General features: G+C 65.3%; 26 protein-coding genes. 12 read left to right on the forward strand and 14 right to left on the reverse strand.

Annotated elements, in window-relative coordinates:
- Positions 1 to 36: 36 nt before the first annotated feature.
- From AAFF19_RS19215 to AAFF19_RS19250, 8 genes are all read right to left on the reverse strand, one after another.
- The gene (locus AAFF19_RS19215) at positions 37 to 1002 is read right to left on the reverse strand and encodes an IS30 family transposase (protein WP_342720802.1); all 966 of its coding nucleotides are present in this window, start codon (positions 1000 to 1002) and stop codon (positions 37 to 39) included.
- Positions 1003 to 1121: 119 nt separating this feature from the next.
- Entirely contained in the window at positions 1122 to 1433 is a 312-nt protein-coding gene (locus AAFF19_RS19220; RefSeq protein ID WP_008904751.1) for a hypothetical protein, read from the reverse strand.
- Positions 1434 to 1501: 68 nt separating this feature from the next.
- Positions 1502 to 2623 (reverse strand): 3-deoxy-7-phosphoheptulonate synthase, encoded by a 1122-nt coding sequence (locus tag AAFF19_RS19225; protein WP_182120380.1) that lies wholly within the window; start codon positions 2621 to 2623, stop codon positions 1502 to 1504.
- 281 nt (positions 2624 to 2904) lie between these two features.
- Positions 2905 to 3444 carry a hypothetical protein gene (locus AAFF19_RS19230; protein WP_182120381.1) on the reverse strand — a complete coding sequence of 180 codons (540 nt, stop codon included), beginning with the start codon at positions 3442 to 3444 and terminating at the stop codon, positions 2905 to 2907.
- A 105-nt stretch (positions 3445 to 3549) separates the two neighbouring features.
- The gene (gene tldD, locus AAFF19_RS19235) at positions 3550 to 5034 is read right to left on the reverse strand and encodes a metalloprotease TldD (RefSeq protein ID WP_182120382.1); all 1485 of its coding nucleotides are present in this window, start codon (positions 5032 to 5034) and stop codon (positions 3550 to 3552) included.
- A 65-nt stretch (positions 5035 to 5099) separates the two neighbouring features.
- Positions 5100 to 5438, reverse strand: a complete 339-nt coding sequence (locus AAFF19_RS19240) for a YegP family protein (RefSeq protein WP_008904747.1) — start codon at positions 5436 to 5438, stop codon at positions 5100 to 5102.
- Between the two features lie 86 nt (positions 5439 to 5524).
- Positions 5525 to 6697 carry a rod shape-determining protein RodA gene (gene rodA, locus AAFF19_RS19245; RefSeq protein ID WP_008904746.1) on the reverse strand — a complete coding sequence of 391 codons (1173 nt, stop codon included), beginning with the start codon at positions 6695 to 6697 and terminating at the stop codon, positions 5525 to 5527.
- Between the two features lie 36 nt (positions 6698 to 6733).
- A complete protein-coding gene (locus tag AAFF19_RS19250; protein WP_034693993.1) occupies positions 6734 to 9172 on the reverse strand; it encodes a serine/threonine protein kinase in 2439 nt (812 codons plus the stop codon).
- Between the two features lie 143 nt (positions 9173 to 9315).
- Between AAFF19_RS19250 and AAFF19_RS19255 the strand changes: the two genes are divergently transcribed.
- Positions 9316 to 9900, forward strand: coding sequence for a YqiA/YcfP family alpha/beta fold hydrolase (locus AAFF19_RS19255; protein WP_342720803.1), 585 nt, complete (start codon positions 9316 to 9318; stop codon positions 9898 to 9900).
- A 21-nt stretch (positions 9901 to 9921) separates the two neighbouring features.
- Here the strand turns inward: AAFF19_RS19255 and AAFF19_RS19260 are convergent, their stop codons facing one another.
- The gene (locus AAFF19_RS19260) at positions 9922 to 11508 is read right to left on the reverse strand and encodes a Wzy polymerase domain-containing protein (RefSeq protein ID WP_342720804.1); all 1587 of its coding nucleotides are present in this window, start codon (positions 11506 to 11508) and stop codon (positions 9922 to 9924) included.
- 61 nt (positions 11509 to 11569) lie between these two features.
- Between AAFF19_RS19260 and AAFF19_RS19265 the strand changes: the two genes are divergently transcribed.
- From AAFF19_RS19265 to AAFF19_RS19305, 9 genes are all read left to right on the forward strand, one after another.
- On the forward strand, positions 11570 to 13642 hold the full coding sequence (locus tag AAFF19_RS19265; RefSeq protein ID WP_342720805.1) for an RNB domain-containing ribonuclease: 2073 nt from the start codon (positions 11570 to 11572) through the stop codon (positions 13640 to 13642).
- A gap of 12 nt (positions 13643 to 13654) precedes the next feature.
- Complete coding sequence (locus AAFF19_RS19270; RefSeq protein ID WP_008904741.1) at positions 13655 to 14515, forward strand: TonB family protein; 861 nt, start codon at positions 13655 to 13657, stop codon at positions 14513 to 14515.
- Between the two features lie 114 nt (positions 14516 to 14629).
- On the forward strand, positions 14630 to 15478 hold the full coding sequence (aroE, locus tag AAFF19_RS19275) for a shikimate dehydrogenase (RefSeq protein WP_342720806.1): 849 nt from the start codon (positions 14630 to 14632) through the stop codon (positions 15476 to 15478).
- A 17-nt stretch (positions 15479 to 15495) separates the two neighbouring features.
- Entirely contained in the window at positions 15496 to 15630 is a 135-nt protein-coding gene (locus AAFF19_RS19280; protein ID WP_342720807.1) for a hypothetical protein, read from the forward strand.
- Positions 15627 to 16361, forward strand: a complete 735-nt coding sequence (mtgA, locus tag AAFF19_RS19285; protein WP_342720808.1) for a monofunctional biosynthetic peptidoglycan transglycosylase — start codon at positions 15627 to 15629, stop codon at positions 16359 to 16361. The genes AAFF19_RS19280 and mtgA overlap by 4 nt, the downstream gene beginning before the upstream one ends.
- A gap of 550 nt (positions 16362 to 16911) precedes the next feature.
- A complete protein-coding gene (locus AAFF19_RS19290) occupies positions 16912 to 17685 on the forward strand; it encodes a lysophospholipid acyltransferase family protein (RefSeq protein ID WP_342720809.1) in 774 nt (257 codons plus the stop codon).
- A 61-nt stretch (positions 17686 to 17746) separates the two neighbouring features.
- Positions 17747 to 18739, forward strand: coding sequence for a phosphatidate cytidylyltransferase (locus AAFF19_RS19295; protein ID WP_342720810.1), 993 nt, complete (start codon positions 17747 to 17749; stop codon positions 18737 to 18739).
- 81 nt (positions 18740 to 18820) lie between these two features.
- Positions 18821 to 19369: a crossover junction endodeoxyribonuclease RuvC gene (ruvC, locus tag AAFF19_RS19300; protein WP_342720811.1), complete on the forward strand. Its 549-nt coding sequence runs from the start codon at positions 18821 to 18823 to the stop codon at positions 19367 to 19369.
- A 42-nt stretch (positions 19370 to 19411) separates the two neighbouring features.
- Positions 19412 to 20050 carry a DJ-1/PfpI family protein gene (locus tag AAFF19_RS19305; protein ID WP_182120392.1) on the forward strand — a complete coding sequence of 213 codons (639 nt, stop codon included), beginning with the start codon at positions 19412 to 19414 and terminating at the stop codon, positions 20048 to 20050.
- A 138-nt stretch (positions 20051 to 20188) separates the two neighbouring features.
- On the opposite strand, the gene AAFF19_RS19310 is transcribed toward AAFF19_RS19305, so the two are convergent.
- From AAFF19_RS19310 to AAFF19_RS19325, 4 genes are all read right to left on the reverse strand, one after another.
- Positions 20189 to 20716 carry a hypothetical protein gene (locus AAFF19_RS19310; RefSeq protein WP_160165344.1) on the reverse strand — a complete coding sequence of 176 codons (528 nt, stop codon included), beginning with the start codon at positions 20714 to 20716 and terminating at the stop codon, positions 20189 to 20191.
- Positions 20713 to 21504, reverse strand: a complete 792-nt coding sequence (locus AAFF19_RS19315; RefSeq protein WP_008904732.1) for a TIGR02594 family protein — start codon at positions 21502 to 21504, stop codon at positions 20713 to 20715. Before AAFF19_RS19315 ends, AAFF19_RS19310 begins: the two co-directional genes overlap by 4 nt.
- Before the next feature lie 52 nt (positions 21505 to 21556).
- Positions 21557 to 22309: a M48 family metallopeptidase gene (locus AAFF19_RS19320; RefSeq protein ID WP_342720812.1), complete on the reverse strand. Its 753-nt coding sequence runs from the start codon at positions 22307 to 22309 to the stop codon at positions 21557 to 21559.
- A gap of 387 nt (positions 22310 to 22696) precedes the next feature.
- Positions 22697 to 23182, reverse strand: a complete 486-nt coding sequence (locus AAFF19_RS19325; RefSeq protein ID WP_342720813.1) for a CZB domain-containing protein — start codon at positions 23180 to 23182, stop codon at positions 22697 to 22699.
- Between the two features lie 200 nt (positions 23183 to 23382).
- Here AAFF19_RS19325 and AAFF19_RS19330 point away from each other — a divergent pair, with 200 nt between their 5' ends.
- Complete coding sequence (locus tag AAFF19_RS19330; protein WP_342720814.1) at positions 23383 to 24417, forward strand: LLM class flavin-dependent oxidoreductase; 1035 nt, start codon at positions 23383 to 23385, stop codon at positions 24415 to 24417.
- A 25-nt stretch (positions 24418 to 24442) separates the two neighbouring features.
- Here AAFF19_RS19330 and AAFF19_RS19335 read toward each other — a convergent pair whose 3' ends face one another.
- Complete coding sequence (locus tag AAFF19_RS19335; RefSeq protein WP_342720815.1) at positions 24443 to 25192, reverse strand: SDR family oxidoreductase; 750 nt, start codon at positions 25190 to 25192, stop codon at positions 24443 to 24445.
- Positions 25193 to 25386: 194 nt separating this feature from the next.
- Here AAFF19_RS19335 and gspF point away from each other — a divergent pair, with 194 nt between their 5' ends.
- Complete coding sequence (gspF, locus tag AAFF19_RS19340) at positions 25387 to 26619, forward strand: type II secretion system inner membrane protein GspF (protein WP_342720816.1); 1233 nt, start codon at positions 25387 to 25389, stop codon at positions 26617 to 26619.
- Positions 26620 to 26626: the final 7 nt, after the last annotated feature.

Consider the following 26626-nt stretch of genomic DNA (forward strand, 5'->3'; position numbering starts at 1 on the left):
TTTATCCGCAGATTCAACTACAAAGTGCACCGAATTTCAGTGTAACGGACGAATCTCCAAGCCCATGAACACCTCGTGGGGAGTGCGGTAGTTGAGGCACTTGCGGGGTCGGTGGTTGAGCCGGTAGAGCGCATCGTCAACTTCGTGCTGCGAGACCCGGCGCAGGTTGGTGCACTTGGGGAAGTACTGGCGCAACAGGCCATTGGTGTTCTCGTTGAGCCCACGCTCCCATGAGTGGTAGGGATGCGCGAAGTACACATCTGCCCCCAGACTGGCGGCGATGAATGCATGCTCAGCAAACTCCTTGCCATTGTCGAACGTGATCGTTTCGCACAAGTGTTTGTGAGGTCGCAGCAGTGCGATCACAGCCTCGGTCACCCCTGCGCTGTGGCGCGAGTCCAGTTGCTGCGCCAGTGTGTAGCGGGACTTGCGCTCCACCAAGGTCACCAGTACCCCTTGGTGGCCCTTGCCGACCACGGTGTCACCCTCCCAGTCACCCATGCGGCTGCGTGCGTCAACGATGGCGGGGCGCTGCTCTATGCAGAGCCGATCTTTGAGTGTGCCGCGCCGCTCTTGTCCGCTGCCGTAGCGCTTGCGTCGCACCTTCTGGCAGCGCAGGTGTTTGATCAGCTCACCGCCTTTGCGTTTGTCGTCATAGATGTGCTGGTAGATGCATTCGTGGCTGATGGTCAGCACGCCCTCCAGCCGCAGCCGTCCGCTGACCTGCTCGGGAGAAAGCTCCAGGCGCAGATAGCTGTCCACCTGGCTCCACTGCCGCGCATTGAACTGGCGTGCATTGCGCCGTGCCCCTTGGCGGGCACGGGCTCGCTCATGAGCGCGGGCGGGTTTGTAGCCTTGGGCTCCAGCGTTGCGATTGAGCTCGCGGGTGATGGTCGATCGGCTTCGATTGAGCTGTGCGGCTATCACTGCCGGGCTTATGTTTTGACGACGCAGTGCGTGGATTTGGTATCGTTCTTCTCGGGTCAAGTGGGTATAGGTCATGGTGCAACGTTTGGGACTGGCCGGTCACAAAAATGCATCCTATGCACTCTTGGCCCAACTCGGTTTACTTGCGTTGCACTTCGTACTTGAATCCGCCATCTGAAATTTCAGTCCGACATTCAGAACGAAACAGCCATCGCGGGCACATCCACGCGCACCACGGGCTTGGCCAGGGCTGCGCTGGCGGCACGGGCAAAGTCGCGGGACCACGCAGGATCGGACATCAGCGCATCACCTGCGGCACGGGCCACGGTCAGCACCTTATCCGCCAGCAGCACCTTGCCGCTGGCGCGAAGGGGCTCGCAGTCCAGCGCGGTGAACTGGTCGTCCAGCCAGCGCCTGCCCGCCTCGTGGCCCATGGGCTCGGCGCCTGCCAGATCAAAGCGGAATTCCTGGTTTCCGGCCAGAACGACCGACACTTCGCTGAGCATGATGTTTACCTTTCTTCTGTTTTGATGGCTTGAGCCCGCAGTTTAGGGCCTGCGGCCCGTGCTGTGGATCAGCGTGCGCGACGCGCCTTCACGGCTTCCGACAGATCGGCCATTGCTTTCACGGAGTCATCCCAGCCCAGACAGGCGTCGGTGATGCTCTTGCCGTATTCCAGGGCATCGGGTTTATCCTTGCCCGGCGAGAATTTCTGCGCACCGGCCGTGAGGTGGCTTTCGATCATCAGCCCGAAGACGCTGCGCGAGCCGCCGGCGAGTTGCGCTGCAATATCGCGGGCCACATCCAGCTGCTTTTCATGCTGCTTGCTGCTGTTGGCATGGCTGCAGTCGACCATGAGCGTTGCGGGCAGCTTGGCAGCCTCCAGATCCTTGCAGGCCGCAGCCACGCTGGCCGCATCGTAGTTGGGCGCCTTGCCGCCCCGCAGGATCACGTGGCAGTCCTTGTTGCCCTTGGTGTTCACAATGGCGACCTGGCCGTTCTTGTGCACCGACAGGAAATGGTGGCCGCGGCTGGCCGACTGGATGGCGTCGGTCGCAATGCGGATATTGCCGTCCGTGCCGTTCTTGAAACCGATGGGCGCCGACAGGCCCGAGGCCAGCTCGCGGTGCACCTGGCTCTCGGTGGTGCGGGCACCGATGGCACCCCAGCTGATCAGGTCGCCAATGTATTGGGGCGAGATCACGTCCAGGAACTCGCTGCCGGCCGGCATGCCCAAGCGGTTGATGTCGATCAGCAGCTGGCGGGCAATGCGCAAGCCTTCGTCGATGCGGTAGGTTTCGTCCAGGTAGGGGTCGTTGATCAGGCCCTTCCAGCCCACGGTGGTGCGGGGCTTTTCGAAGTACACGCGCATCACGATCTCCAGCGTGTCCTTGTATTGCTCGCGCACTACCTTCAGGCGCCGGGCGTATTCGAGCGCGGCGGCGGGGTCGTGGATGGAACAGGGGCCAATCACCACCAGCAGGCGGTCATCCTTGCCGGCCATGATGTTGTGGATGTTTTTGCGGGTCTGGGTGATCAGCGTCTCCACCGGCGTACCGCCGATCGGGAAAAAGCGGATCAGGTGCTCGGGAGGAGGCAACACGGTGATGTCCTTGATACGTTCGTCGTCGGTCTGGCTGGTTTTCTCGACGCTGCGGTACCAGGCATCGCTGGCGGGGTTGGAAAGGGCCGTCATGGTTGCTTCCTCGTGGGGTAAGTTGAAGTGAGATGGGAAAACGGGAGGGCAGAAAAACAAAAACCGCCGGGCTTTGCAGCGTCGGCGGTTGGTATGGGGAGGTTGTGTGTGCTTGCGCGTTTTCCTCTCATCCGCCGGGGACCGAGATAAAAAACCAAAAATAAAACGCGCTGCGAACTTGCATGGCACCCAATGTAGCACAGGAGTGCCGCAGTGCAGCAATTGCGCGATGTTGCAATTGCGCTACAAAACCCCGTGAAACGCGCAGCACGGCGTGCACTTCAGCTCCTTCGCTGCCGGAACCAGGTCTGGATTTTTTGCAGGAAAGAGCGGCTCCGCGGGGGCGCGGAATCCTGCAGTTCGCTGTGCGCGTCGCCATGGTGTTCGTACATGTCGATCAGCAACAACGCCTCGCCCAGCGTGCGCCAGGCCAGCAGCTCGAAATGGTCGAAGCTTGCGCTCTCCCTGGAGCTTCGGCGCTCCAGCATCTGCTGCCAATGGGCAATGGCGTTGCGCAGCTCGCGCAGCGCGCGCTGGTAGGCGCCAAACTCGTAGAGCGCATGCCACGCCGAGCCCAGGCCTGTCAGAAACAACTGGTGTTCGCGCGCACATTGCGACAGGGCCGCCACGTGGCGCGCAATCGCCGCGGTGTCGGTGCTGGTGCGCCGGATGCGCACCGCTTCGTCAATCTGCGCCGACAGGGCACCCAGGCTGTCCCGCAACTGGCGCGAGTCCTCATCGGCAACGCCTTCGCGCAGAAAGCGGCTGATGTCGCCAAACGACTGCAGGGTCAGCAACTGGCTAGGGCGCGTGGCAGACATGGTGATCACATTGTGCGCTGCCTGTGGCGGCGCGCAGCACTTTCAGGGACCGCAAAAACCCGTAGGCCGAAACGCTGCCGCAGGCCCGCCTGCAGCGTCGCCTCTTCAGGCCGTGCCGCCCACGGTCAAACCCTCGATGCGCAGCGTGGGTTGGCCCACGCCCACGGGCACGCTCTGGCCTTCCTTTCCGCAGGTGCCGACGCCACTATCGAGCCGCATGTCGTTGCCGATCATCGTCACCTTCTTGAGCGACTCGGGGCCGCTGCCAATGATGGTGGCGCCCTTCACCGGGTACTGGATCTTGCCGTTTTCTACCCAATACGCCTCACTGGCCGAGAACACGAACTTGCCCGAGGTGATGTCCACCTGCCCGCCCCCGAAGTTGCTGGCGTACAGGCCCTTCTTGATGCTCGCGATGATCTCCTGCGGGTCCTTGTCGCCGCCCAGCATGTAGGTGTTGGTCATGCGTGGCATGGGAATGTGCGCATAGCTCTCGCGGCGGCCGTTTCCGGTGGGCGCCACACCCATCAGGCGTGCATTGAGCGAATCCTGGATGTAGCCCTTCAGGATGCCATCTTCGATCAGCACGTTGCGCTGGCTGGCGTGGCCCTCGTCGTCCACATTCAACGAACCCCGACGGTCGGCAATGGTGCCATCGTCCAGCACCGTCACGCCCTTGGCCGCCACGCGCTGGCCAATGCGGCCGCTGAACGCGCTCGAGCCCTTGCGGTTGAAGTCACCTTCCAGCCCGTGGCCAATGGCTTCGTGCAGCAGGATGCCGGGCCAGCCCGATCCCAGCACCACCGTCATCTCGCCCGCAGGCGCGGGGCGCGATTCCAGGTTGACCAGGGCTGCGTTCACGGCCTCGTCCACGTACCTGCCCATCTGCTCGTCGTCAAAGTAAGCCAGGCCAAAACGCCCGCCGCCACCGGCCGAGCCCATTTCACGGCGGCCGTTCTGCTCGGCGATCACAGTGACCGACAGGCGCACCAGCGGGCGCACGTCGGCGGCCAGGGTGCCGTCGGCACGGGCCACCAGCACCACGTCGTATTCGCTGGCGAGGCCAGCCATCACCTGCGCCACCCGCGAGTCCTTGGCACGGGCGCGCTGCTCCAGCTTTTCCAGCAAGGCCACCTTGGCCGTGCTGTCCAGTGATGCGATCGGGTCAACACCCGGATACAGGCTGCGCCCCGCCGCTACTTTTTTAGGAGCTACTCGCGCTTTACCATCCTGCGCTGCAGCCGAAATAGACCGCACAGTGCGAGCCGCATCCAGCAGGGAGGCCTCCGAGATGTCGTCCGAATAGGCGAAAGCCGTCTTTTCGCCACTCACCGCGCGCACGCCCACGCCCTGGTCGATGCTGAACGAGCCCGTCTTGACGATGCCCTCTTCCAGGCTCCAGCCCTCGCTGCGCGTGTACTGGAAGTACAGGTCGGCGTCATCCACCTTGTGGGTGCGGATCTCGGCCAGCGCGCGCGCGAGGTGGCGTTCATCCAGGCCGAAAGGGGTCAGCAGCAGTTCGCGGGCAACATCGATGCGCTGGCTGGTGGCCGCGCGCTGGGGCGCGGCAGTGGTGGAGCGAAAGGTCATCCGGGCATTTTAGGCGCGCAGCCCCGCCCTGACTGGCGAAGGGCCACACGCCGCCGCCCGGCGCCTCAGGATGCCGTCTGGTCGTCGAGCGTTGCCTGCGGCGCGTGGGCCTGGACCGACTCGATGCCGGCATCGCGCGCCTTGGCGCCGGAGTACATCTGGCTTTGCCCGATGATCTGGCCGTTACCTGCCTTGAGCGTGAAATAGGGCGAACCGTCCTTGGCACTGAGGCGGCCGAAGCGTCCATCGTCCGGGGCGTTCTTGCGCACGGATTCGATGCCATTCAGGGCACTCGCACGAGACTCGTACATCTCGCTGGTCAGAATGACCTGGCCGTTGCTGGCCAGCAGGTTGAATACGAATTTGTCGTTCTTCGTCTTTTTCAGCTCGAACTTCGCCGCCATGAGGTTTCCCTTCACATCGCCAAGGCACAGTTGGCCCCGTGGTTTGTACCCCGTTGGCGCACTGCGTGCAAGGCGGCGCGAAGACCCTACAGCGCAGGGCGCGCGTCCTTGGAGTCGCGCTTGTGCGCGCGCGCCACCGACATCAGAATGCCCAGCGCCAGTCCCAGGGTGACCATGGCCGTGCCGCCATAGCTGATGAAGGGCAGCGGCACCCCCACGACGGGCAGGATGCCGCTGACCATGCCCATGTTCACGAAAGCGTAGGTAAAGAAAATCATCGACACCGCCGCTGCCATGAGACGCCCGAACAGGCTCGTGGCACCCGCGGCAATGGCCAGGCCACGCCATACAAGAAGCAGAAAGCAGACCAGCAAAAACACGTTGCCCGCCAGCCCGAACTCTTCCGAAAACGCCGCAAAAATGAAGTCTGTTGTGCGCTCGGGGATGAACTCGAGATGGGTCTGCGTGCCCGCCATGAACCCCTTGCCCCAGATACCGCCGGAGCCGATGGCGATCATGCCCTGAATGATGTGAAACCCCTTGCCCAGCGGGTCCCGGGTGGGGTCCAGCAGGGTGCAGACACGTTGCTGCTGGTACTCATGCAGCACCACCCAGCGCACGCCTTCGGCGCACAGATGGTCTCCGAGCAGCACCAGCGCCAGGATGCCGCCGCCCCCCAGCAATACCGGCGGCAACACCAGCTTCCAGGACAGGCCCGCAAAAAAGATCACCGACAGGCCGGCCGCCAGCACCAGCAGCGAGGTACCCAGGTCGGGCTGTTTCATGATCAGCCCGACCGGAATGGCCAACAGCAGGCCCGCAGCCACAAAATCGAGAGGGCGCAACGCACCCTCGCGCTTCTGGAACCACCAGGCCAGCATCAGCGGCATGGCAATTTTCAGAATTTCGCTCGGCTGGATCACGATGCCGACGTTGACCCAGCGGGTGGCCCCCTTTTTGGTGATGCCAAACAGCGCCACAGCCACCAGCAGCGCCACGCCGGCGAGGTACAGCGGCACGGCAAAGAGCATGATTTTCTGCGGAGGCACCTGGGCCACCATGAAAAGAATCGCCCCCGCAATGAGCATGTTGCGCCCATGGTCGGCAAAGCGCGTCCCATGGTCGTAGCCCGACGAGTACATCGCCACCAGCCCCGCGCACGCCAGCAGCGCCACCAGCAGGACGAGCGGCAGGTCGAACCCGCGAAACAGGGGCAGAAAACGCTGGGCGAACGAGGGCTTTTCGAAAACAACGGCCATCGCAGGATTATCGGGCCGCTTCGGGGGGGCCTGGCGTCATCCCGCTTGGCGGAAAGCCATCACGGCCTGGTTGCGCAGCGTGCGCAGCAGCCCCAGGGCCTTGTCGTCGACCACGATGCCCCCGGGGGTGGCCTGGTCGGCGTAGATCAAGGCAAAGGTCTGGCCCTTGATCTGCAGCGGTAGCAGCAGAAACGATGGTGCGTTGAGTCCCTGGCGGTACCACTGGGGCAGCCGGGCCTGCATCTTGGGTTCGGTCGCATCGTTGATGAGGGTATCGGCCCCGCGCTGGCAGACGGCGGCAAACAGGTCCCCTTGCGCCGCCAGTGGAATCCGCATCGCACGCACCGCCGCATCGCTGCCCTCGCCCAGGCCGAAGCGCCCGGTCAGCAGATCCGTGCGCGCCTCGCGCAGGCAGAACACCATACGCCGGAAACCCAGCGCGCGGAACATCGTCTCCAGAATCATGCGCAGCACGTCATTGAGCTGGAAATTCTCGACCATGGCATTGGTGATGTCCTGGATGCCCGCCGCCAGCACCTCGTTGACCTGAGCCACCGACACCGCGCCACCGGCCTGCGATTCCAGCACCGCCGGCAGGGGCTGGGTCTCGCTGCCGCGCAATTCATGCGGCTCCAGGGCGTCCTCCTGCGCGCGCGCGGCGCCCGTGGGTGGGGGCAACTGCAGCAGCCGCGCCGCAGGTGTGCCGGGGGCAACCCGCAGGTCCAGCGCTTCGGCAAGTGCCACGAGCTTGTGGCGGGCCCGCAAGGTGGCCTCGGTAATCTTGCTGGCGGGCAGTGCCAGCGTGCGCGCATAGCGGGTGCCGATCTGCTCGAGGCGGGCCTCCAGCGAGGCGGCCTCACCCAGAAGCATGTTGCTGGCCACCTCGTTGGCCGCCATGGCCACCCACCGCAGCCGCTCTGCCCCCTGCTCGGGCGGGCGCTGCATCGGCGAGCCCAGCGGTTTGCGCATGCAGCGCTGCAGGCTCTCGGGCAGCCCCCAGACCCGGGCCACGCCCACCCCCAGGTCCTCGAAACCCAGGCCCAGCACCTGGAGCGCGGCAGACTCTTCGCCGCCTTCCACACGGCCGGACTCGACCAGGGAGCGCACCTGATGCGCCTCTTCCGGGAAGTAAAAGGTGCACAGCATGCGGCCCAGGTTCTGGAACATGGCGCCAATGAAGGCCTCCTCGGCCGCCTGGCCGGGCTCGCACAGCTCCGCCGCCACCGATCCGGCCATCATGGCGCGCAGGAACTCCTCGCGCATCTGGCTGGCGTGCTGCTTGTCCTGCATGTGGTCCAGCAGCACCAGGCTGAGCGCCATGTTGCGCACGGCGTTGAACCCCACCAGGCTCACCGCGCGCGAAACAGTGCTGATGGTTCCGCGCCCCGCATGGGCATAGTGCACGCTGTTGACCAGGCGCAGCAGCTTGTTGGTGAGCGCCACGTCCTTCAAGATCTCGTGCGTGAGATCGCTGATGCTGTCGTCCTCCGAATTGGCCACGCGCTGGATGCGGGCCACAGAATCCGACAGCGCGGGGAAGTCGCTCTTGTGGCGCATGCGCCGCAGCAAAAAATCCAGCGTGGCATTGCTGGCCGCCGTGGGGGCGCTGGCGGGTGCCGCCCAGGCACGCAAGGCATCGCGAAACTCCGCAGCCGACGGGTAGCGCTGGCCCGGCTCACGGGCCATGGCACGCTGCAAAATCGCCCGCAACCCGTCGTCCACGCCGGGGCCCAGGTCCTCCGGCAGCGCCAGGGATTCGTTGGCGATGCGGTAGAGCGCCTGCCAGGTGTCCTTCTGGTGGATCAGCGGCCGGCCGGTCAGCAGCTCCACCAGCACCAGCGCGGCCGAATACACATCCATGGACGGCGCGGGGGCTGCCCCGGCAGCCGCCTCGGGGGCCAGATACGCCGGGGTGCCACTGGCCAGCTGCGAATCCGGCGCGGCCTGCACCGGCGCTGCCATGCCAAAGTCCATCACCCGCGCATGGCGCTGGCTGTCCACCATGATGTTGGAAGGCTTCAGGTCGCGGTGCACGATGCCTGCCTGGTGCGCAGCCTGCAGGCCATCCAGCACATCCACCATCAGCGCCACCGCATCGTGCGGCGTGCAGCGCCCCTGCTGCGCCAGGTGCTCGGCGAGTGTCTTGCCCGGCACGTACTCGAACACGATGTACGGCTGGCGGCCCTGCACATCGGCCTCGAACACCGGCACGATGAACGGGTGCGCCAGGCGACCCACATGCCGCGCCTCGCGCAGCCAGTGCTCCAGCACCGACGGGTCCTGGTCCTCCACGGGGCGCAGGAGCTTGATGGCCACCTCGCGCTGCAGGCGCGGGTCCAGCGCCAGCCACACCGTGGCCTGGGCGCCGCGGCCCAGCAGTTTCTTGAGCTCGAACCGCCCGAGCGACGTGGGCGGCTTCTCGGTGGATCCCTGGGCCCAGCGTCTGGCGGTGGAAAGCGGGGCAAAATCAGTCATGGTGGGGATCAGTGCAGCGGGCGCCACCGCTTGGCACCCATGCCACCCATCTTATGCCTGTGTCCGCCAAATTCACAGCGGTGGTTGCCCTGCCCGGCCGCCGCCTGCTGTGGCCCTGTGGTGACCCTGCGAACAGCACACCCATGACCACCACCCACCTTCTGTACCTGCACGGTTTTCGCTCTTCCCCGCAGTCGGCCAAGGCCCGGCAGATGGCTGCGCATGTGGCGCAGCACCACCCGGGCGTCACCTTCTGGTGCCCGCAGCTGCCCCCTTCTCCCAGGGAGGCGATGGCGCTGGTAGCCCAAGGCGTGACCACCTGGCCCGGTGCGGCCATGGGCGTGATCGGCTCGTCGCTGGGCGGCTTTTATGCGAGCTGGGTGGCGCAGCACAAGGGCTGCCCCAGCGTCATGCTCAACCCCGCCGTGCACCCGGCCCGGGACCTGGCGCGGTACATCGGCGAGCAGACCGCCTGGCACGACCCGGCGGAACGGTTCTATTTCCGGCCGGAATACATTGACGAACTGCGCGCACTCGACACGGCATGCATGCCCCCCGCAGCCCCGGAACTGGCCATCATTGCCCAAGGTGACGAGGTGCTGGACTGGCGCGAAATGGTGGCCCGCTACCCGAAGGCGCAGCAGATCGTGCAGGAAGGGGGCGAGCATGCGCTTGCCAACTTCAGCGACTACCTTCCCCGGGTGACAGCGTTTCTGCGCCTGGCCTGACGGCGCCGGGTCGTCGGCCCGTCAGCGCGCCCCGGATGCGCGCTGGCCTTGCGGCCCTGTCCAGCGCGCAAAGTTGTTGGGGTAGGCGATGCGGTAGCGCTTCATGTGAAAGGCCGCTTCGTCGTCCTTGCCCAGCATCACGGCGCTCTCGATCAGCACCTCGATCACGCGGGGCTCGGGCGAATAGTGCAGCAACTCCTGCGCCAGGGCGTTCATGCGCTCGGCGTTGTCCCGGGTCAAACCCGTCGTGGTGAGGCGCGCAAAGTCGAGCGTGCCTGAAAACAGCACCGAGCGGGCCACTTTCTCCTGCGTGTTGTCGCGGTAGGCTGGTGAGCGCTGGGCGCCGGGCTTGTACAGCTGGCTCACCCGGTGGTAATCCCAGGCCGCCAGGCCGCAGGCCGCAAAAACCGCCAGGGCGGCCCCCAGCGCAACCAGCCACGCACGCGCCAGCGGCGCGGCAGCGCGCCGTGGCCACAGCAAAATGGCGAGCGACAGCAGCGCCACCAGCTGAAACGGGCCATACCACAGCGGGTACTCCAGCAGGCTGTGCAGCCCGATGAGGGCCAGCACGCCCCAGGCCAGCTGGCGGGCGGGAACAGTTTCGCGCCAGGGCCGGGCATACACGCAGAGCGCCAGCGCACCGGTGCACAGCGCTACCGCAGCAGGCAGGCCCAGCTCCACGGCCAGGTGCAGCGGCAGGTTGTGCGCGTTGTCCAGCAGCACACAAAAGCGCTCGCCGGGAAACAGTGTGATGTAGTGCGCATAGTCCAGCTCGCCCCAGCCCCATCCCAGCCAGGGTTTCTGGGCAATCAGGGTGAGCACGTTGGACCACAGCACGCGCCGGCTCGTGCAGCTGTGGGACGCGTCGGCAAACCGGTGAAACAGCGCATCGGCGCGCACCCCTTGCAGCCGCCACAGCGCTTCCGGCAACACCCAGGCCGCTGCCATGAACACCGCAAAGCCCGCCAGGCCCAGGCCCAGGGCGCTGCGCCGCCCCTCGCCGCGCCAGAGCGCCAGCAATACCAGGATGAGCAGCCACTGCACCACCGCGGTCCGCGAGGCCGTGGCAGCCCCGCCCACGGCCACCCAGGCCACCGCGATGGCGGCCGCCATGCCCCACAGGCCAGACACTGACGAATTACCCGCAATGACCCCCCAAGGCGCGACCCCGGGGCGTGGCTGGCGGTGCAGGGTCCACCACAGCCAGGCCCAGGCGCCCAGGCTGAGCAGGGTGGCCTGCTGGTTGCGCTGGCGCAGGTTGCCCACCGCCTGGCCCGGCAGCGTGGCATGCAGCCAGGGCCCCCAGCCGACATCGCCCGCCACGTATTGCACCAGCCCGATGACGCTGCCCACCAGGGCTGCCAGCCCCAGCCCGCCGGCCAGCAGCAGGCCCCACCCAGCCGGGCCCACGCGCCGCGGTGCACCGGCACGCAACCACGCTGCAGCCACCAGCAACAGCACCGCGATGCACACCCAGGAGGCCACCAGCGGCCAGAAGCTGGTCAGGGGGGAGTCGGTGACGGCGAAAAGAAACGGCGATGCCACTGCGAGCAAGGCCAGCGGGACCGCAATGGCATCAAGAAACATGTCGAAAGACCGGGCCGTCATGCAAAGTCCTGGATCATAGGGGCCGCCAAAGCCGCGCGGCACCCATGGGAGAATGCCGCCCATGCATGCACTGTTTGAAGAAGCCGGCAAATTCATGGCCGGCCGTATCCTGTCCGAAGCCGACACCTCTGCCCAGGTGGAGCTCGACTCGGGCAAGCGGGTCAAGGTCAAGGCCGCCAACATCCTCCTGAAATTTGACAAACCCGCGCCTTCCGAGCTGATCGCCCAGGCCCAGGCCGTGGCCGAAACCATCGAGCTCGACCTGGCCTGGGAATTCGCGCCCGAAGACGAGTTCGGCTTTGCCGACCTGGCGCGCGACTATTTCTCCGACAACGCCACGCTGGCGCAGCAGGCCGGCGCGCTGTTTCGCCTGTACGACGCGCCGCACTACTTCCGCCGCGCGGGCAAGGGCCGGTTCAAAAAGGCCCCGGCCGAGATCCTGCAGCAGGCGCTGGCCGCCATCGAGAAGAAAAAGGCCATCCTGGCGCAGATCGAGGAGTGGGCCGCGCAGCTGGGCCGTGGCGAGTGCCCGCAGCCCATCCGCGACCAGCTCTACAAGATCCTGTTCAAGCCCGACAAGAACGCGCCCGAATACAAGGCCGTGGTCGAGGCCAGCCGTGCCACGCACACCGCGCCGCTCGACCTGCTGCAAAAAGCGGGCGCCATCGACTCGGCCTACCAGTTCCACTGGAAGCGTTTTCTGTTCGAGAACTTCCCCAAGGGCACGGGCTTTCCGGCCATCACCGCGCCCCAGCCGCCCGAGGACCTGCCGCTGGCCCCGGTGCAGGCGTATTCCATCGACGACTCGCAAACCACCGAGATCGACGATGCCCTGTCCGTGCAGGGCCTGGGCACCGGCACCGTCACCGTGGGCATCCACATCGCGGCGCCGGGCCTGGCCATCGTGCCCGGCTCGCCGCTGGACCAGCTGGGCCGCAACCGACTGTCCACCGTGTACATGCCCGGCTACAAGATCACCATGCTGCCCGACGAGGTGGTGCAGATCTACACGCTGGACGAAGGCCGCGCCAACCCCGCCGTGTCGCTGTATGTGACGGTGAACGAAGCCACGCTGGAGATCACCGGCACCGAGACACGGCTCGAACGCGTGCCCGTGGAAGTGAACTTCCGCCACGACCAGCTCGACCACATCGTCACCGAAGAATGGCTGGCCGACCCGGCAATTCAGCATGAAAACACGCCCCATCGCTTGCTGGATAAGCGCGATCAGCTATCATTTTTATACCGCCTGGCCCAAAACCTCAAGGCGCAGCGCGAAGTGGTTCGCGGCAAGCCCGAAAACTTCAACCGTCCGGACTACAACTTCCGCCTGGTGGGTAATAACCGCGGCGAGCCCGATGGCTCCGAGCAGGTGCAGATCAGCACCCGCCAGCGCGGCGCACCGCTCGACCTGATCGTGGCCGAGGCCGCCATCGTGGCCAACAGCACCTGGGGCCTGATGCTGGCCGAGCATGGCGTGCCCGGCATCTACCGCAGCCAGGCCAGCATGGCGCCGGGCGTGAAAGTGCGCATGGGCACCAAGGCGCTGCCGCATGCAGGCATCGGCGTCAAAGCCTATTCGTGGGCCACGTCGCCCCTGCGCCGCTATACCGATCTGGTCAACCAGTGGCAGATCATCGCCGTGGTGCGCCATGGCAAGACGGCCGCGCTGGCCGCGCCGTTCAAGCCCAAGGATGCCGACCTGTTCTCCATCATCAGCAGCTTTGACGCTGCCTACAGCGCCTACAACGGCTACCAGGCGGGCATGGAGCGCTTCTGGACGCTGAAGTACGTGGAGCAGAACGGCATCACCGAGCTGAACGCCACCGTGTTCAAGGAAGGCCCGGGCGGCAGCTTTCTGGTGCGGGCGGACGACATTCCGCTGGTCTTCCCCGTGCTGGGCGCGCAGAACCTGCCGCGCGGCGCGCGCCTCAAGGTCAAGCTGGGCGAGGTGGACGAGATCACGCTGGACCTGCACGGCACCGTGATCGAACGCCTGGACGACCCCGCCGACCCAAGCGACGATGGCCCGGTGCCGGACGAAGACGATGCCGAGGACAACGACAACGTGGCCGGGCCGATCGCCATCGCGGTGGACGTGAACGAGCCCGAACCCACCCCCACGCCCCCCTGATAATCCGCTGCTGTGAAACTCCCTGCCTTCCTCCGCACCTTCAGCACGCTGCAGCTGGCGCTGGGCATCTCGGTGGCCGTGCATGCCGCACTCATCACCGTGCGTTTTGTTGACCCGGTGAGCTTCAACCGCGTGTTCCAGGACACGCCGCTCGAAGTCATCCTGGTCAACGCCAAGTCCAACGAACGCCCGGACAAGGCCCAGGCGATTGCCCAGGCCAACCTGGCCGGTGGTGGCGATGCAGAAAAAGGCCGCGCGACCAGCCCCCTGCCCTATTCGGCCCTGACAGCCATCGGCGACGACTTTGAAGAAGCGCAGCGCAAGATGGACGCCATGCAGGAGCAGCAGGCCCAGCTGCTGGCCCAGCTGCGCAAACAGCTGGCCACCATGCCCGAGCCCGACCCGCGCCAGGCCGCGCAGAGCGCCGACCAGGCCAGCGAGCAGGAAAAGCGCCGCCAGCTCGTCAAGCTGCTGGCCGAGATCGAAAAGCGCATCAACGAAGAAAACTCGCGCCCCAAGAAGCGCTACATCAGCCCCGCCACGCGCGAAGAGGCCTATGCCGTCTATTACGACGCGCTGCGCCGCAAGGTGGAAGACAAGGGCACCGAAAACTTCCCCGAACAGGGCGGGCGCAAGCTGTATGGCGAGCTGACCATGATCGTCACCGTCAACCACGACGGCCGCGTGCTGGAGACCGAGGTGGTGCAAGGCTCGGGCAACCCCACGCTGGACCGCCGCGCCGAAGCCATCGCCCGCGCGGCAGGCCCGTTTGGCACGTTCAACGCCGACATGCGCCAGAAAGCCGACCAGATTGCCATGGTGGCGCGCTTCAAGTTCACGCGCGACCAGACACTTGAAACAAGTGTGAGGTAACCCCCTGGGTCGCCTGCGGCGCCTTCCCCCAAGGGGAACGCCCCCCAGCGGCCTGGCAAAGCCAGTGCCGCGGGGGCACTGGTCAGCCCCCTTTATGCAGCCCTTGTTGTTCCCATGACCTCTTCGCCTCTTTCCACCGACCTGTACTGCGTGATGGGTAACCCCGTGGCCCACAGCCGCTCGCCCGCCATCCACACCCGCTTTGCCGAGCTGACGGGCGAGCCGGTGCGCTACGAACGCCGCCTGGTGCCGCTGGACGGCTTTGCGCAGGCCGTGCGCGACTTTGTGGCCCAGGGCGGGCGCGGCTGCAACATCACCGTGCCCTTCAAGACCGAGGTGCCCGGCCTGGCCACCGAATGCAGCGAGCGCGTGCAGCTCGCGGGCGCCGCCAACACCCTCACATTCCGCGCCGACGGCAGCATCCATGCCGACAACACCGACGGCCTGGGCCTGGTGGCCGACATCACGCGCAACGCCGGGGTGTCGCTGGCCGGGCGCGACGTGCTGCTGGTGGGCGCCGGTGGCGCCGCAGCGGGCGTGCTGGGCCCGCTGCTGCTGGCGGGGGCCCGCCACATCACCATCGCCAACCGCACGCTGGCCAAGGCTGAAGCCCTGGTGCAATCGCACAGCGCACTTGCATCGCTACAAAAATCAGAGCTACTCGCGCATACCCCACAAGCGCTGGATGCCAATTTTGATGTAATCATCAACGCCACGGCCAGCAGCCTGGCCGGTGCCTCGGTGCCCGTGCCCGCCAGCGTGCTGCGCCCCGGCTGCCTGGCCTACGACATGATGTACGGCCCCGCCGCCCAGGGTTTTCTGGACTGGGCCCGCCAGCACGGCGCCGTGCCGCGCGACGGCCTGGGCATGCTGGTGGAGCAGGCCGCCGAAGCCTTTTTGCTGTGGCGCGGCGTGCGGCCCCCTTCGGCCCAGGTGCTGGCCGAGATGCAGCGGGCCGCGTGAGCAAGGCGCGGGTTGCCATGATTGCCCTCGAACCGTTCACGCTGAGCTTGTCGAAGCGCCGCGCAACGCTTCGCCAAGCTCGGCCCGAACGGTTTTGCAACGGCATGCCCATTCATTCACAACACCCCACACAGGGAAAAACGCCGCAATGAAAGCCGTACTGCGCTGGCTGGGCCTGGTCGTGTTCGCCCTGGTGGCGCTGCAGCTGTTCTTTGTCGTCCGCATTGCGGCCATGGTGGTCATCGACCCGGAATCCACCAGCTTTCAGCGCTCTGAAGCCTGGGCGCAGATCGCCAGCACCGGCCAGGTGCGCTGGCGCCAGGAATGGATGCCCTATGCCAGCATCTCCGACCACCTCAAGCGCGCCGTCATTGCGTCGGAAGACGACAGCTTTGTGAACCACGATGGCGTGGACTGGAACGCGATTGAAAAAGCCTGGGAACGCAACGCCAAGGCCGAAGCCCAGGCCAGCAAGGCCCAGGCCCGTGCCCCCGACCGCCCCGTGCGCGCCCCCAGGATCCGCGGCGGCTCCACCATCACGCAGCAGCTGGCCAAGAACCTGCTGCTCTCGGGCGAACGCACGCTGCTGCGCAAGGGGCAGGAGTTTGTGCTGACGCTGCTGCTGGAGCAGCTGCTGTCCAAGCAGCGCATCCTGGAGATCTATCTGAACAGCGTGGAATGGGGCGACGGCGTGTTTGGCGCCGAGGCCGCTGCGCAGCACTACTTCCGCAAGAGCGCCTCGCGCCTCACGGCATCAGAGGCCGCACGGCTGGCGGTGATGCTGCCCGCGCCCAAGCGGTTTGAGAAGACGCCGGGGTCGGCGTATCTGGCGGGGAGGACGCGGACGATTCTGGGGCGGATGGGGAGTGCGGAGTTGCCGTAATTGGATGTGCTCCCGACCACGACTAATTCACTTTCGTCGGAAGTATTGAACCTAGGATTTAGCGAGGAGCGGACGTGGATCTTCCAAGAGGAAACGACATGAGCCGGAGCACAGAGGGGCTGCCACAACCTGAGAGGCCATCATCTGCATTTGAGCGGATAGGTGCGAAAGCGGTCTTACTTTTGCTCGCCGTTATGTCGGGTAGTGCAGGAGTCATGGCGTTGCAAACGGGAGAACTTGCAGAGGGCGGATTGCGTAGTGCCCCCTTGAAGGTTAGCGTTCTGCACGGTATAGCTGCATACACAGGAGGTGCTTTTCTCCTCTCAATCGGTACAACACTGCTCGTTTGCGCATTGTCAGGATTCAGGTTTCGGCGAACGCTCTACGCCTTGCTCGCCGTCAACTTGGTGGCATGCTCTGCGGCAATCGTCGGACGTATTTACGCTCCTTAACCAAGGCGGTTATTTTTCAGCTTTAGGCCCAAGCCTATGACGGAAGACGGTGGCAATCTCCCCAAGCTGCCCCTCCCCCGCCCCGTATCATCCCCGCCATGCTTGCCAAGTTGATGAGTCTTCTCCTGCTGGGGATCGTGCGGTTTCTCACCGGCTCCCAGGCCCGCTGGTACGGCTGCCCCCCCAAGGCCGAACAGCGCATTTATTTCGCCAACCACCAGAGCCATGCCGACATGGTGCTGATCTGGGCAGCGCTGCCCGAGGAGCTGCGCAGCATCACGCGCCCCATCGCCGCCAAGGATTACTGGACCAAGACGCCGTTTCGCCAGTGGATCACCACGGCCGTGTTCAACGCGGTGTATGTGGACCGCCAGGCCACGCCCGCGCGGCCCCCGGCACCGGTAGTGGCAGAGCCCGTGGGGGTGCTGGAGGCATTGGCCAGTGCTGCCGCCGATGCGGACACCGCCATGGCGGGAGGGCCGGACCCTTCGCCCGAAGCCCCGCCCCTTGCGCCCACGCCCGAAGCCCTGCGCGCCGCCCTGCCCGCATCCGACCCGCTGGCCCCGCTGGTGCGGGCGCTGGAGAGCGGCGACTCGATCGTGATCTTTCCGGAAGGCACGCGCGGCCATGGCGATGAGCCGCAGCCGTTCAAGTCGGGCCTGTACAAGCTGGCGCAGATGTTTCCGCAGGTGGTGCTGGTGCCGGCATGGATCAACAACGTGCAGCGCGTGATGCCCAAGGGCGAAGTGGTGCCGGTGCCCATCCTGTGCTCGGTGACGTTTGGAGCGCCCATCGCGCTGGAGCCGGGCGAGGAGCGCCGCCCTTTTCTCGACCGCGCGCGCCGGGCAGTGATCGCGCTGCGGGAGGTCTGACCATGATGGCACCCAGCACCTTGCTGCCCACTACTGCCGCCGCCCGGGGGGCGAGACGGACATGAACGACTTTCTTCGCAATCTCAGCGCCACGCAGCAGATCGGCGCCCTGTTCCTGGTGGTGTTTGGCATCCTGTCGGCCGTCACCATTTGGGCCTTTGTGCGCAACCTGCGCGAGCATGCCAGCGACGACCCCGAGTCCGAAGCCCGCGCGCTGGAGGCCCGGCGCTTCTGGGGCTTGCTCAAGACGTCGTGGGCCATGGCCACAGTGTTCTGGGTGGGCTGGGTGCTGGGCGACACGGTGGCCACCGTGCTGTTTGCCATCGTGGGCTTTTTTGCACTGCGCGAGTTCATCACGCTCTCGCCCACGCGGCGTGGCGATCACCGCAGCCTGGTGCTGGCGTTTTTTGTGGTGCTGCCGCTGCAGTTCTGGATCGTGGGGACCCGGCACTTCGACCTGTTCACGGTGTTCATCCCGGTTTACGTGTTCCTCGCGCTGCCGGTGGTGAGCGCGCTGGCCAACGACCCGCAGCGCTTTCTGGAGCGCAACGCCAAGCTGCAGTGGGGCATCATGGTCTGCGTGTACGGCATGAGCCATGTGCCCGCGCTGCTGCTGCTGGACTTTCCGGGCTACCGTGACAAGGGCGCTTTTCTGGTGTTCTTTCTGGTGTTTGTGGTGCAGACCTGCATGCTGGTGCAGCACCTGCTGGGGCGGCGTTTTCCGCACAAGCCCGTGGCGCCGCAAGTGAGCCAGAGCTTTCAGTGGACAAGCTGGCTGGCCGGCGTGGCCGCCGGGGGCCTGGCGGGCGGGTTGCTGTCGTTCATCACCCCGTTCAAGCCCGGCCAGGCGCTGGGCATGGCCTTGCTGGCCTGCATGGCGGGCAGCCTGGGCCACCTGGTGATGAAGGCCCTGAAACGCGACCGCGGCGTGACCAGCTGGGGCATGCAGGGCATGTCGGTCACCGGCGCGGGTGGCCTGCTCGACCGGGTGGACGCGCTGTGTTTTGCGGCGCCCGTGTTCTTCCACTCGGTGCGCTGGTACTTCGGCCTGTGAGTGATCGGATGAATATTTTCAAGACAAATTGGCCTCCAGCGCTTTACCATCAAGCGCCAGCAGCTACAAAAACATGAGCAAATGCGCATCTTAGGCATCGACCCCGGCCTGCAGACCACCGGTTTTGGTGTGGTGGACATGGACGGCCACAAGCTCAGCTACGTGGCCAGCGGCACCATCCGCACCACCACGCTGGCACTGGGCGATTTGCCGGGCCGGCTGAAAATTTTGTTCGACGGCATCACCGAGGTGGCGGCACGCTACGAGCCCGACGTGGCCTCGGTGGAAATCGTGTTCGTCAACGTCAACCCCCAGTCCACCCTGCTGCTGGGCCAGGCGCGCGGCGCCTGCATCACGGCCCTGGTGGCCAGCAACCTGCCCGTGGCCGAATACACCGCGCTGCAGATGAAAAAAGCCGTAGTCGGCCACGGCCGCGCCGCCAAGAGCCAGGTGCAGGAGATGGTGCGGCGGCTGTTGCAGCTACCCGGCCTGCCCGGCACCGACGCCGCCGACGGCCTGGGCCTGGCCATCACCCACGCCCACGCCGGTGCGGCCATGGGGCGGCTGGGCGAGGCTGCCACGCTGAGCCGGCGGCAGCATGCGATGTACAAGGGTGGGCGGAGTTATTGAAAAGTCGGCCTTTTGAGCCGCCACAACACGAGGAGCCCGGGCATGAATTTCGGCATCGTTCTGTTCCCAGACGTCGAGGAACTCGATTTCGTCGACCCCTGGGAAATGCTCACGATGTGGAGCCGCTACGCCGATGGGCCCCAGAACTGCCTGACAGTAGCGCAGACCACAGCGCCCGTCACCTGCGCCAAAGGGCTTTCGGTCAATCCCCACCACTCTTTCGACAACTGCCCACCGCTGGACTACCCGCTCATCCCCGGCGGCCAAGGCACACGCCGCGAGGTGGACAACCCTGCGATGCGCGATTTCGTGGCACGGCAGGCGCAAAACTGCCAGGCCGTGTTGTCCGTCTGCACGGGCGCTTTTGTGCTGCACGCGGCTGGGCTGCTTGGCGGCAAGCGCGCCACCACGCACTGGGGATCACTGGACCGCCTTCGGGCGCTGGGCGATGTGGAGGTCGTGGAGCAACGCTGGGTGCAGGACGGTGCGGTATGGACCTCTGCGGGCGTTTCCGCGGGCATCGACCTCATGCTCACGTTCATCGCCCATGTGGGCGGTGACGAGGCAGCCGGCAAGGTGCAGTTTGGGGCAGAGTACTACCCGGATGGCAAGGTTTACAGCGACTTCCGCGGGCATCCGCAGGCGCCTGGGTACATTCGGTGCGAGCAGCAAAGCCTCTGAAGTACCAGACTAGGCATAGCTGCCAGACGCTTGCTGGCCCACGGCTCAACTTGCTGCAGCAATTCGAAAAAACCACCCTCCTTGATCCCGATCTATCTTGGATGCAAGCAACTCCATGCTCTTCACTACATTGGGAAGTCAGTTGCACTGAGCAAAGCTTCGAGGTGCGCCTTGGGCCATCTCACGCCCCACTTGCCGCGCCAACACCAACAGCTTTTGATCAGCCGGAAAACTTGCTCCTGTACCAGGCCAGTAAAACCCGCGTGGCCCAGAACACAGCGTCAGTATCTGAGGCTTGGAATCAATAACCGCAGCCTCTCCGCGCTCTCCCACCATCTCGTATCGAATTTGGCGGACCGACTTACCACGAAACGTTTCCAATACCCGCGCGTGATAAATCGTACGTTCCTCAACGTATTCGGCCGACTCCGCTGAGGAACGCCCCCCTGCCTGCAGCGGAACGATGTCTACACGTGTATGAACTACGAGCGCCGAATAGGGAGTCTGCCCGATGGCGTTAACCAAAGCCACTGTGACGTAAGAGTCAGTTTCTTCTTTTGTAGCCGCTGGCCCCTGCGAAGATGCTGCGATGCTCGTGCCAGAAATGCAAACGGACAACCCAAAGAAAATTGCGACACAGGCGTCCAACCTCTTGCTGTGCTTCACGACTCCCTCCCCGCATTTTCCGCTGTCCCTTTGTACACAGGTAGCGAAGTGCCCGCCACTGCACCAGGAGGAAAAACAAAAGCGTCCCAAACGGTTGCCGCGTATTTTTTTATATTGACCTCATCATTCTGGTTGCCGCCAAGAACGAAGTAGTCCTTTCCATCCCGGCTTTGTCCCACCGCAAAAGCGACATGCCCGCCTCCCGAGCGGCTTTTGACGCAAATGGCACCATAAACAGGGGCCTTGAGTTTGCTTCCATACTGCGCCCACTCCAAAGCCCGATAGGACTCTTTGGGCGTCGGCAAACCGTGTTGCAACATAACCCATGCGACAAACGACCCGCACCAAGCGTCCAGTTTTCCAGAGTCATCTTTGGCCCAATGTTTGGATGCCTTGTGGTATTCCATGATGCGCGGGTTGGCTTTCGCGCCCACCACCTCCTTCTGACCAATCTCACGCTCTGCCGTGGCAATCCAAGGCGCACCAAGATCAGCGCTAGTCGGAGCAGGATTTGTCAGCGCCAATTGCGTATGCACGGAGTTCTCCGCATCCGCCCGGCACATCAATTCCGTCATGGTCTTGCTGCGCGGCGCGATGATCCCGTCAGGACGGGCGATCCCGATGCTTCGCTGAAACGCCTGGATTTTGAAGATGGTCCGAACCCCTGGCGAGCCGTCGGCGACCAGCTGCTGGGCTCCCGGAATGTCGATCTGATTGAGAAGCCGCTGAACGATCATGGTGTCGTTCAGGGCGTTTCGGCCCCCTTGGCCAACGGTGTCGGTTATCACTTCCTGCTCCCTACTACGTTTTTGGTTTCCTGCTCTGGCCGCCGTGGTGTGATCACGCCAGCTGCGTCTTCATCCGCTCCGCCCGCTCCTTAGGCGATGGATGCGTGGACAAAAAGCTGGTCGATTCGCTGCCCGACATCGCCGCCAGCTTCTCCAGCGCGCTGACGCAGGCGCCCTGTTGGTAGCGCTTGGCCTTCATGAAGCCCATCGCGTAGTCATCCGCTTCGCGTTCGTTGCTTTGCGAGTGCTGGGCCCGCACCACTTTTTCGAACAGCTCACCCAGTTGCGAGTTGGCAATGGCGCCAGCGCGGCTGTTGCTGGCCGACACGGCGTTGCGCAGGGCGCTGGTGCGCAGGGCGGCCTGGATGCGGGCCTTGCTGTGGCCCTTTTTGACGTGGCCGATCTCGTGGCCGATGACGTAGCGCACTTCGTCGTCGGTGAACTGGTCCATCAGTCCCGAATACACGCGGATGGTGCCGTTGGCCATGGCGAAGGCGTTGATGTCGGGCGTGAGGTAGACCTTGAAGTTCATCTTCAGGCCGTCGTAGCTGCCCAGGCCGGCGGTGAGCTTGGACAGGCGCGCTGCGTAGGGGCTGCCCGCCGGGGCGATGCGGTTTTGGCGGTCGCTTTCGGCGGCCATCTGGTCGAAGGCTGACTTCACCTCTTCGTCGGTCAGCGACTCGGACTTGGCCAAGTCCTTGCCGGCATCCAGCATCTTGCCCAGATCAAACTGGGCCCATACCGGGGATACGGCGCTCACGCCGGAAGCCAGGGTGACAAGCGTGAGCAATTTGCGGCGGTCCATGGGGTTCCCTCCCTCTTTCTTTCTGTCAGTGGTTGATTTCTGCGGTTTTTGTTTTTTTGAGCAACCATCTGCAAGCATTGGTGCCCAAGTGCGCCGAAATATAGCTACGCAGCCCCCAGTTTCTGGGGGTCAGGCGTGTCTGCAGATGTAAGAGCTGTGTACCGATGCTGGGCCGGTGCCGTTGCACCCTGTCCGCCCGCCGGGCAACGCGGCGGCTGAGGCTGCCATGAAAGGCAACGATCAGGAATTCAGGATAAAAAGTGGCTTCAGCGCTTATCCATTAAGCGCTAATAGCTATCGATACAGGAGCAAATGAAGTGCAACGATCCCCTGCCAGGCGCCGTGAAATCGCCCTGGGCCTGCCGGGCCCACAGACCGGCCTCGTCGTCAGCGCCCCAGCCCGCGCTTGAGCTCCTTGAGCAGCAGCAGCACCTGGTTGGAGGCGTGGCGGCAGCTGCTGTTGAGCAGCTGCACGGCCTTTTGCTGCTCGCCCGCCTGGAACAGTGTGACCACTTCGGCCGCCTGCTGGTGAAAGTACTTGTGCCGCGCCACCAGCATGCCAAAGGCGGGGTAGTGGCCCAGTCGCACGCGGCCGGTGCCATACAGCCAGCGGCCGAGATCGCAGCGGTCGTCCCTGCAGACACGCTCGGGCCGCATGACTTCCTGGGAGCGGTGGTTGACCATGTCCTGCAGCTGCAGCCGCCAGCCTTCGTGGCTGGCAATGGCCGCATCAATATCGATCTCGGTCATGAGCGTGGCGGCGTATTCGGCGTCCAGCACCAGCTCGCTGCCGTTGTCCTCCATGGCCCAGGTGGTGTCCTGGCTGTCGGGGTCCTGCTCCTTGATCCTGAACAAACGACTGAAAAAACCCATGCGAGATCCCTTTTGCAGCGCACTGCTCACGGTGCCGCACAGGCACCCACGGAAAAGTTCTGAAACATTTTGTGGGGCACTGCGGGTTTTGGCTATCAAAAAATCGCCATCGGTCGAAAACCGCGGCGGGCGACCCTGCTGGCGCTGCCAGCTCTTGGGCAACCGCTGCACAAACCCGTGGCTGGCCGGACAATGCGCGAATGACTTCTACCGCCCACCGCCCCGCCCTCTCCATGCTTGACCTGGTTGCCGTCCGGGAGGGCGGCACCGTGGCCGATGCGCTGCAGATTGCCCTGCGCACTGCGCAACACGCTGAAAAGTTGGGTTTTGCCCGCTACTGGCTGGCCGAGCACCACAACATGGCGGGCATTGCCAGCTCGGCCACTGCCGTGCTGGTGGGCCACATTGCGGGCGGCACCGAGCGCATCCGGGTCGGCTCGGGTGGCGTGATGCTACCCAACCATGCGCCGCTGGTGGTGGCCGAAGCCTTTGGCACGCTGGCCGAGCTGTACCCCGGCCGCATCGACCTGGGCCTGGGCCGCGCGCCCGGCACCGACCAGGCCACCATGCGCGCGCTGCGGCGCAGCCGGGTGGAGACCGCCGATGACTTTCCGCAGGATGTGGCCGAGTTGCAGCGCCTGCTGGCACCGGCAGAGCCTGGCCAACGCCTGATCGCTATGCCCGGCGCGGGCACCAATGTGCCCATCTGGCTGCTGGGCTCCAGCCTGTTTTCGGCCCAGCTGGCGGCCGAGCGCGGTCTGCCGTATGCCTTTGCATCGCACTTTGCGCCCCGGCTGCTGCACCAGGCGCTGGACCTGTACCGCAACCTGTACCGCCCATCGGCCGCCTGGCCCAAGCCCTATGTCGCGATTGGTGTGCCGCTGATCGCCGCGCCCACCGACGAGGAAGCCGACTACCTGGCCAGCAGCACCTACCAGCGGGTGCTGGACATCCTGACTGGTGACCGCCGCCGTCTGCTGCCGCCTGTCGAGAACTACACCGCGCGCTTGCAACCGCAAGAGCGCGCGGCCATTTGCGACTTTCTGGCCGCTGCCTTGATCGGCGGGCCCGAGACGGTGCGCGCCGGCCTGGCGCAGCTCACCGAGGCCACCGGTGCCGACGAGCTGATGCTGGTCTGCGACGTCTACGACCCGGCCTTGCGCCTGCGCTCGCTGGACATTGCCGCCCAGGCACACGCTGCGCTGGCGACCAGCGCCGAGGCCGCCACCGCCTGAGCGGCGCCGGGCGGCCCGCCAGCGTTCAGCGCGCCAGGTAGCCGCCGTCCACCGGGTAATAGGCCCCGGTTACAAATGATGCCTTGTCGGATGCCAGCCAGCTCACCAGCTCGGCCACCTCGTCGGGCTGGCCCAGGCGGCCGATGGGGTGTGCACCCACCAGCATCGCGTTGATGCCGGCGTCCTGCTCCAGCCCGCTGATCATGGGCGTGTGGATGAAAGCCGGCCCCACGGAATTGATGCGCACGCCCTGCGCGCTGTATTCCAGTGCCGCCGCCTTGGTGAGCCCCACCACCCCGTGTTTGGCAGCGGTGTAGGCGGGCGACATGGCAAACCCCACCGAACCCAGGATGGACGCCATGTTGATGATGGAGCCGCCGCCGCTCTTGAGCATGGCGGCGATCTGGTACTTCATGCCGTAGAACACGCCCGACAGGTTGATGTTGATCACCTGCGCCCAGCCATCGAGCGGGTAGTCGGCCGTGGGCGCCTGCGGGCCGCCGATGCCGGCGTTGTTGCAGGCCACGTCCAGGCGGCCGTAATGTGCCTCGGTGCGGTTGACCAGCGCCTCGCAGTCCTCGGGCTTGCCCACATCGGCCGCCACAAAGATCGCGTCGCCCCCGGCAGCGCGCACCAGGGCCGCCGTCTCCTCGCCCTCCGCCACGTTCACATCCGACACCACCACCTTGGCGCCCTCGCGTGCCCACACCAGCGCAATGGCGCGTCCAATCCCCGACGACGCACCCGTTACCAATGCCACCTTGTTCTTCAGCATGAAAGACTCCTTGTTCCGACCGCCTGCAACCCGATGCCACAGATCAGTTTTGATTCTGCGCATTCGGCGCCCGGGCATCTTGACCTGTGTCATGTCTGGGGCTTGGCAATGTCGCGGCCGGGGGCTGCGCGCAGCGGCTACCATCGCAGGCTGGCTGGCCGGTGTCGGCCATGGCCCCTTACTCCCTCGCCTGCATGCCCGCTTTTTCCTTTGAAGCCCTGGACGCCCAGGGCCAGACCCGCAAGGGCCTCATGGAGGCCGATACCGCCAAGGCGGCGCGCAGCCTGCTGCGGGCCCAGGCGCTGGTGCCGCTGGCCGTGGAGCTGGTGCAGACCGGCCAGTCCCTGGATGGCAGCCCGGCCGGCCTGGGCCAGCGCCTGTTCACGCGACCGGTGTTCAGCGCCACGGCGTTGGCGATCTGGACGCGCCAGATCGCCGGGCTGGTGGCGTCGGGCCTGCCGCTGGAGCGCGCGCTGACGGCCTTGTCTGAAGAAGCCGACGACGAGCGCCAGCGCCACCTGGTGGCCGCGCTGCGCGCCGAGGTCAACGCCGGCGCCACCTTTGCGCGTGCCCTGTCACAGCACCCGCGCGAGTTTTCCGACATTTACTGCGCCGTGATTGGCGCGGGCGAGCACAGCGGCAACCTGGGCCTGGTCCTTGAGCGACTGGCCGATGACCTGGAAGAGCGCCAGGCGCTCAAGGCCAAGCTGGTGGGCGCCGCGCTGTACCCCGCCATCGTCAGCCTGATTGCCGTGGTCATCGTGCTGTTTCTTGTGGGCTATGTGGTGCCGCAGGTGGCCAGCGTGTTTGCGGGCACCAAGCGGGCGCTACCCTTCCTCACGGTGGCCATGCTGGCCATCAGCGCTTTTGTGCGCAGCTACGGCTGGGTGATGCTGATAGCTACTGTTTTGATAGCTTTTGGCGCCCGCTGGGCCTTGTCTTTTGAGCATTTACGTGAAAGGTTTGATGCGGCGTGGCTGCGCCTGCCCGTGGTCGGCAAGCTGGCCCGGGGCTATAACGCGGCGCGGTTTGCGGGCACCTTGGCCATGCTGGCAGGCGCGGGCGTTCCCATCCTGAAGGCCTTGCAGGCCGCCGCCGAAACCCTGAACAACCGCGCACTGCGCGCCGATGCACTCGAAGCCCTGGTGCTGGTGCGCGAGGGCGCCCCGCTGGCCTCGGCGCTGGCGCAGAAAAAGCGGTTTCCCGGCCTGCTGTCGATGTTTGCGCGGCTGGGCGAGCAAACCGGGCAATTGCCGGTGATGCTGCAGCGGGCGGCCCGCCAGCTGTCGGCCGAGGTGCAGCGCCGCGCCATGCAGCTGGCCACCATCCTGGAGCCCCTGCTCATCGTCGCAATGGGTTTGATCGTGATGCTCATCGTGCTGGCGGTGCTGCTGCCCATCATCCAGCTCAACCAGTTTGTGAAGTGACGCCGCC

It is taken from the genome of Acidovorax sp. FHTAMBA, assembly GCF_038958875.1.
GTDB lineage: Bacteria > Pseudomonadota > Gammaproteobacteria > Burkholderiales > Burkholderiaceae_C > Acidovorax.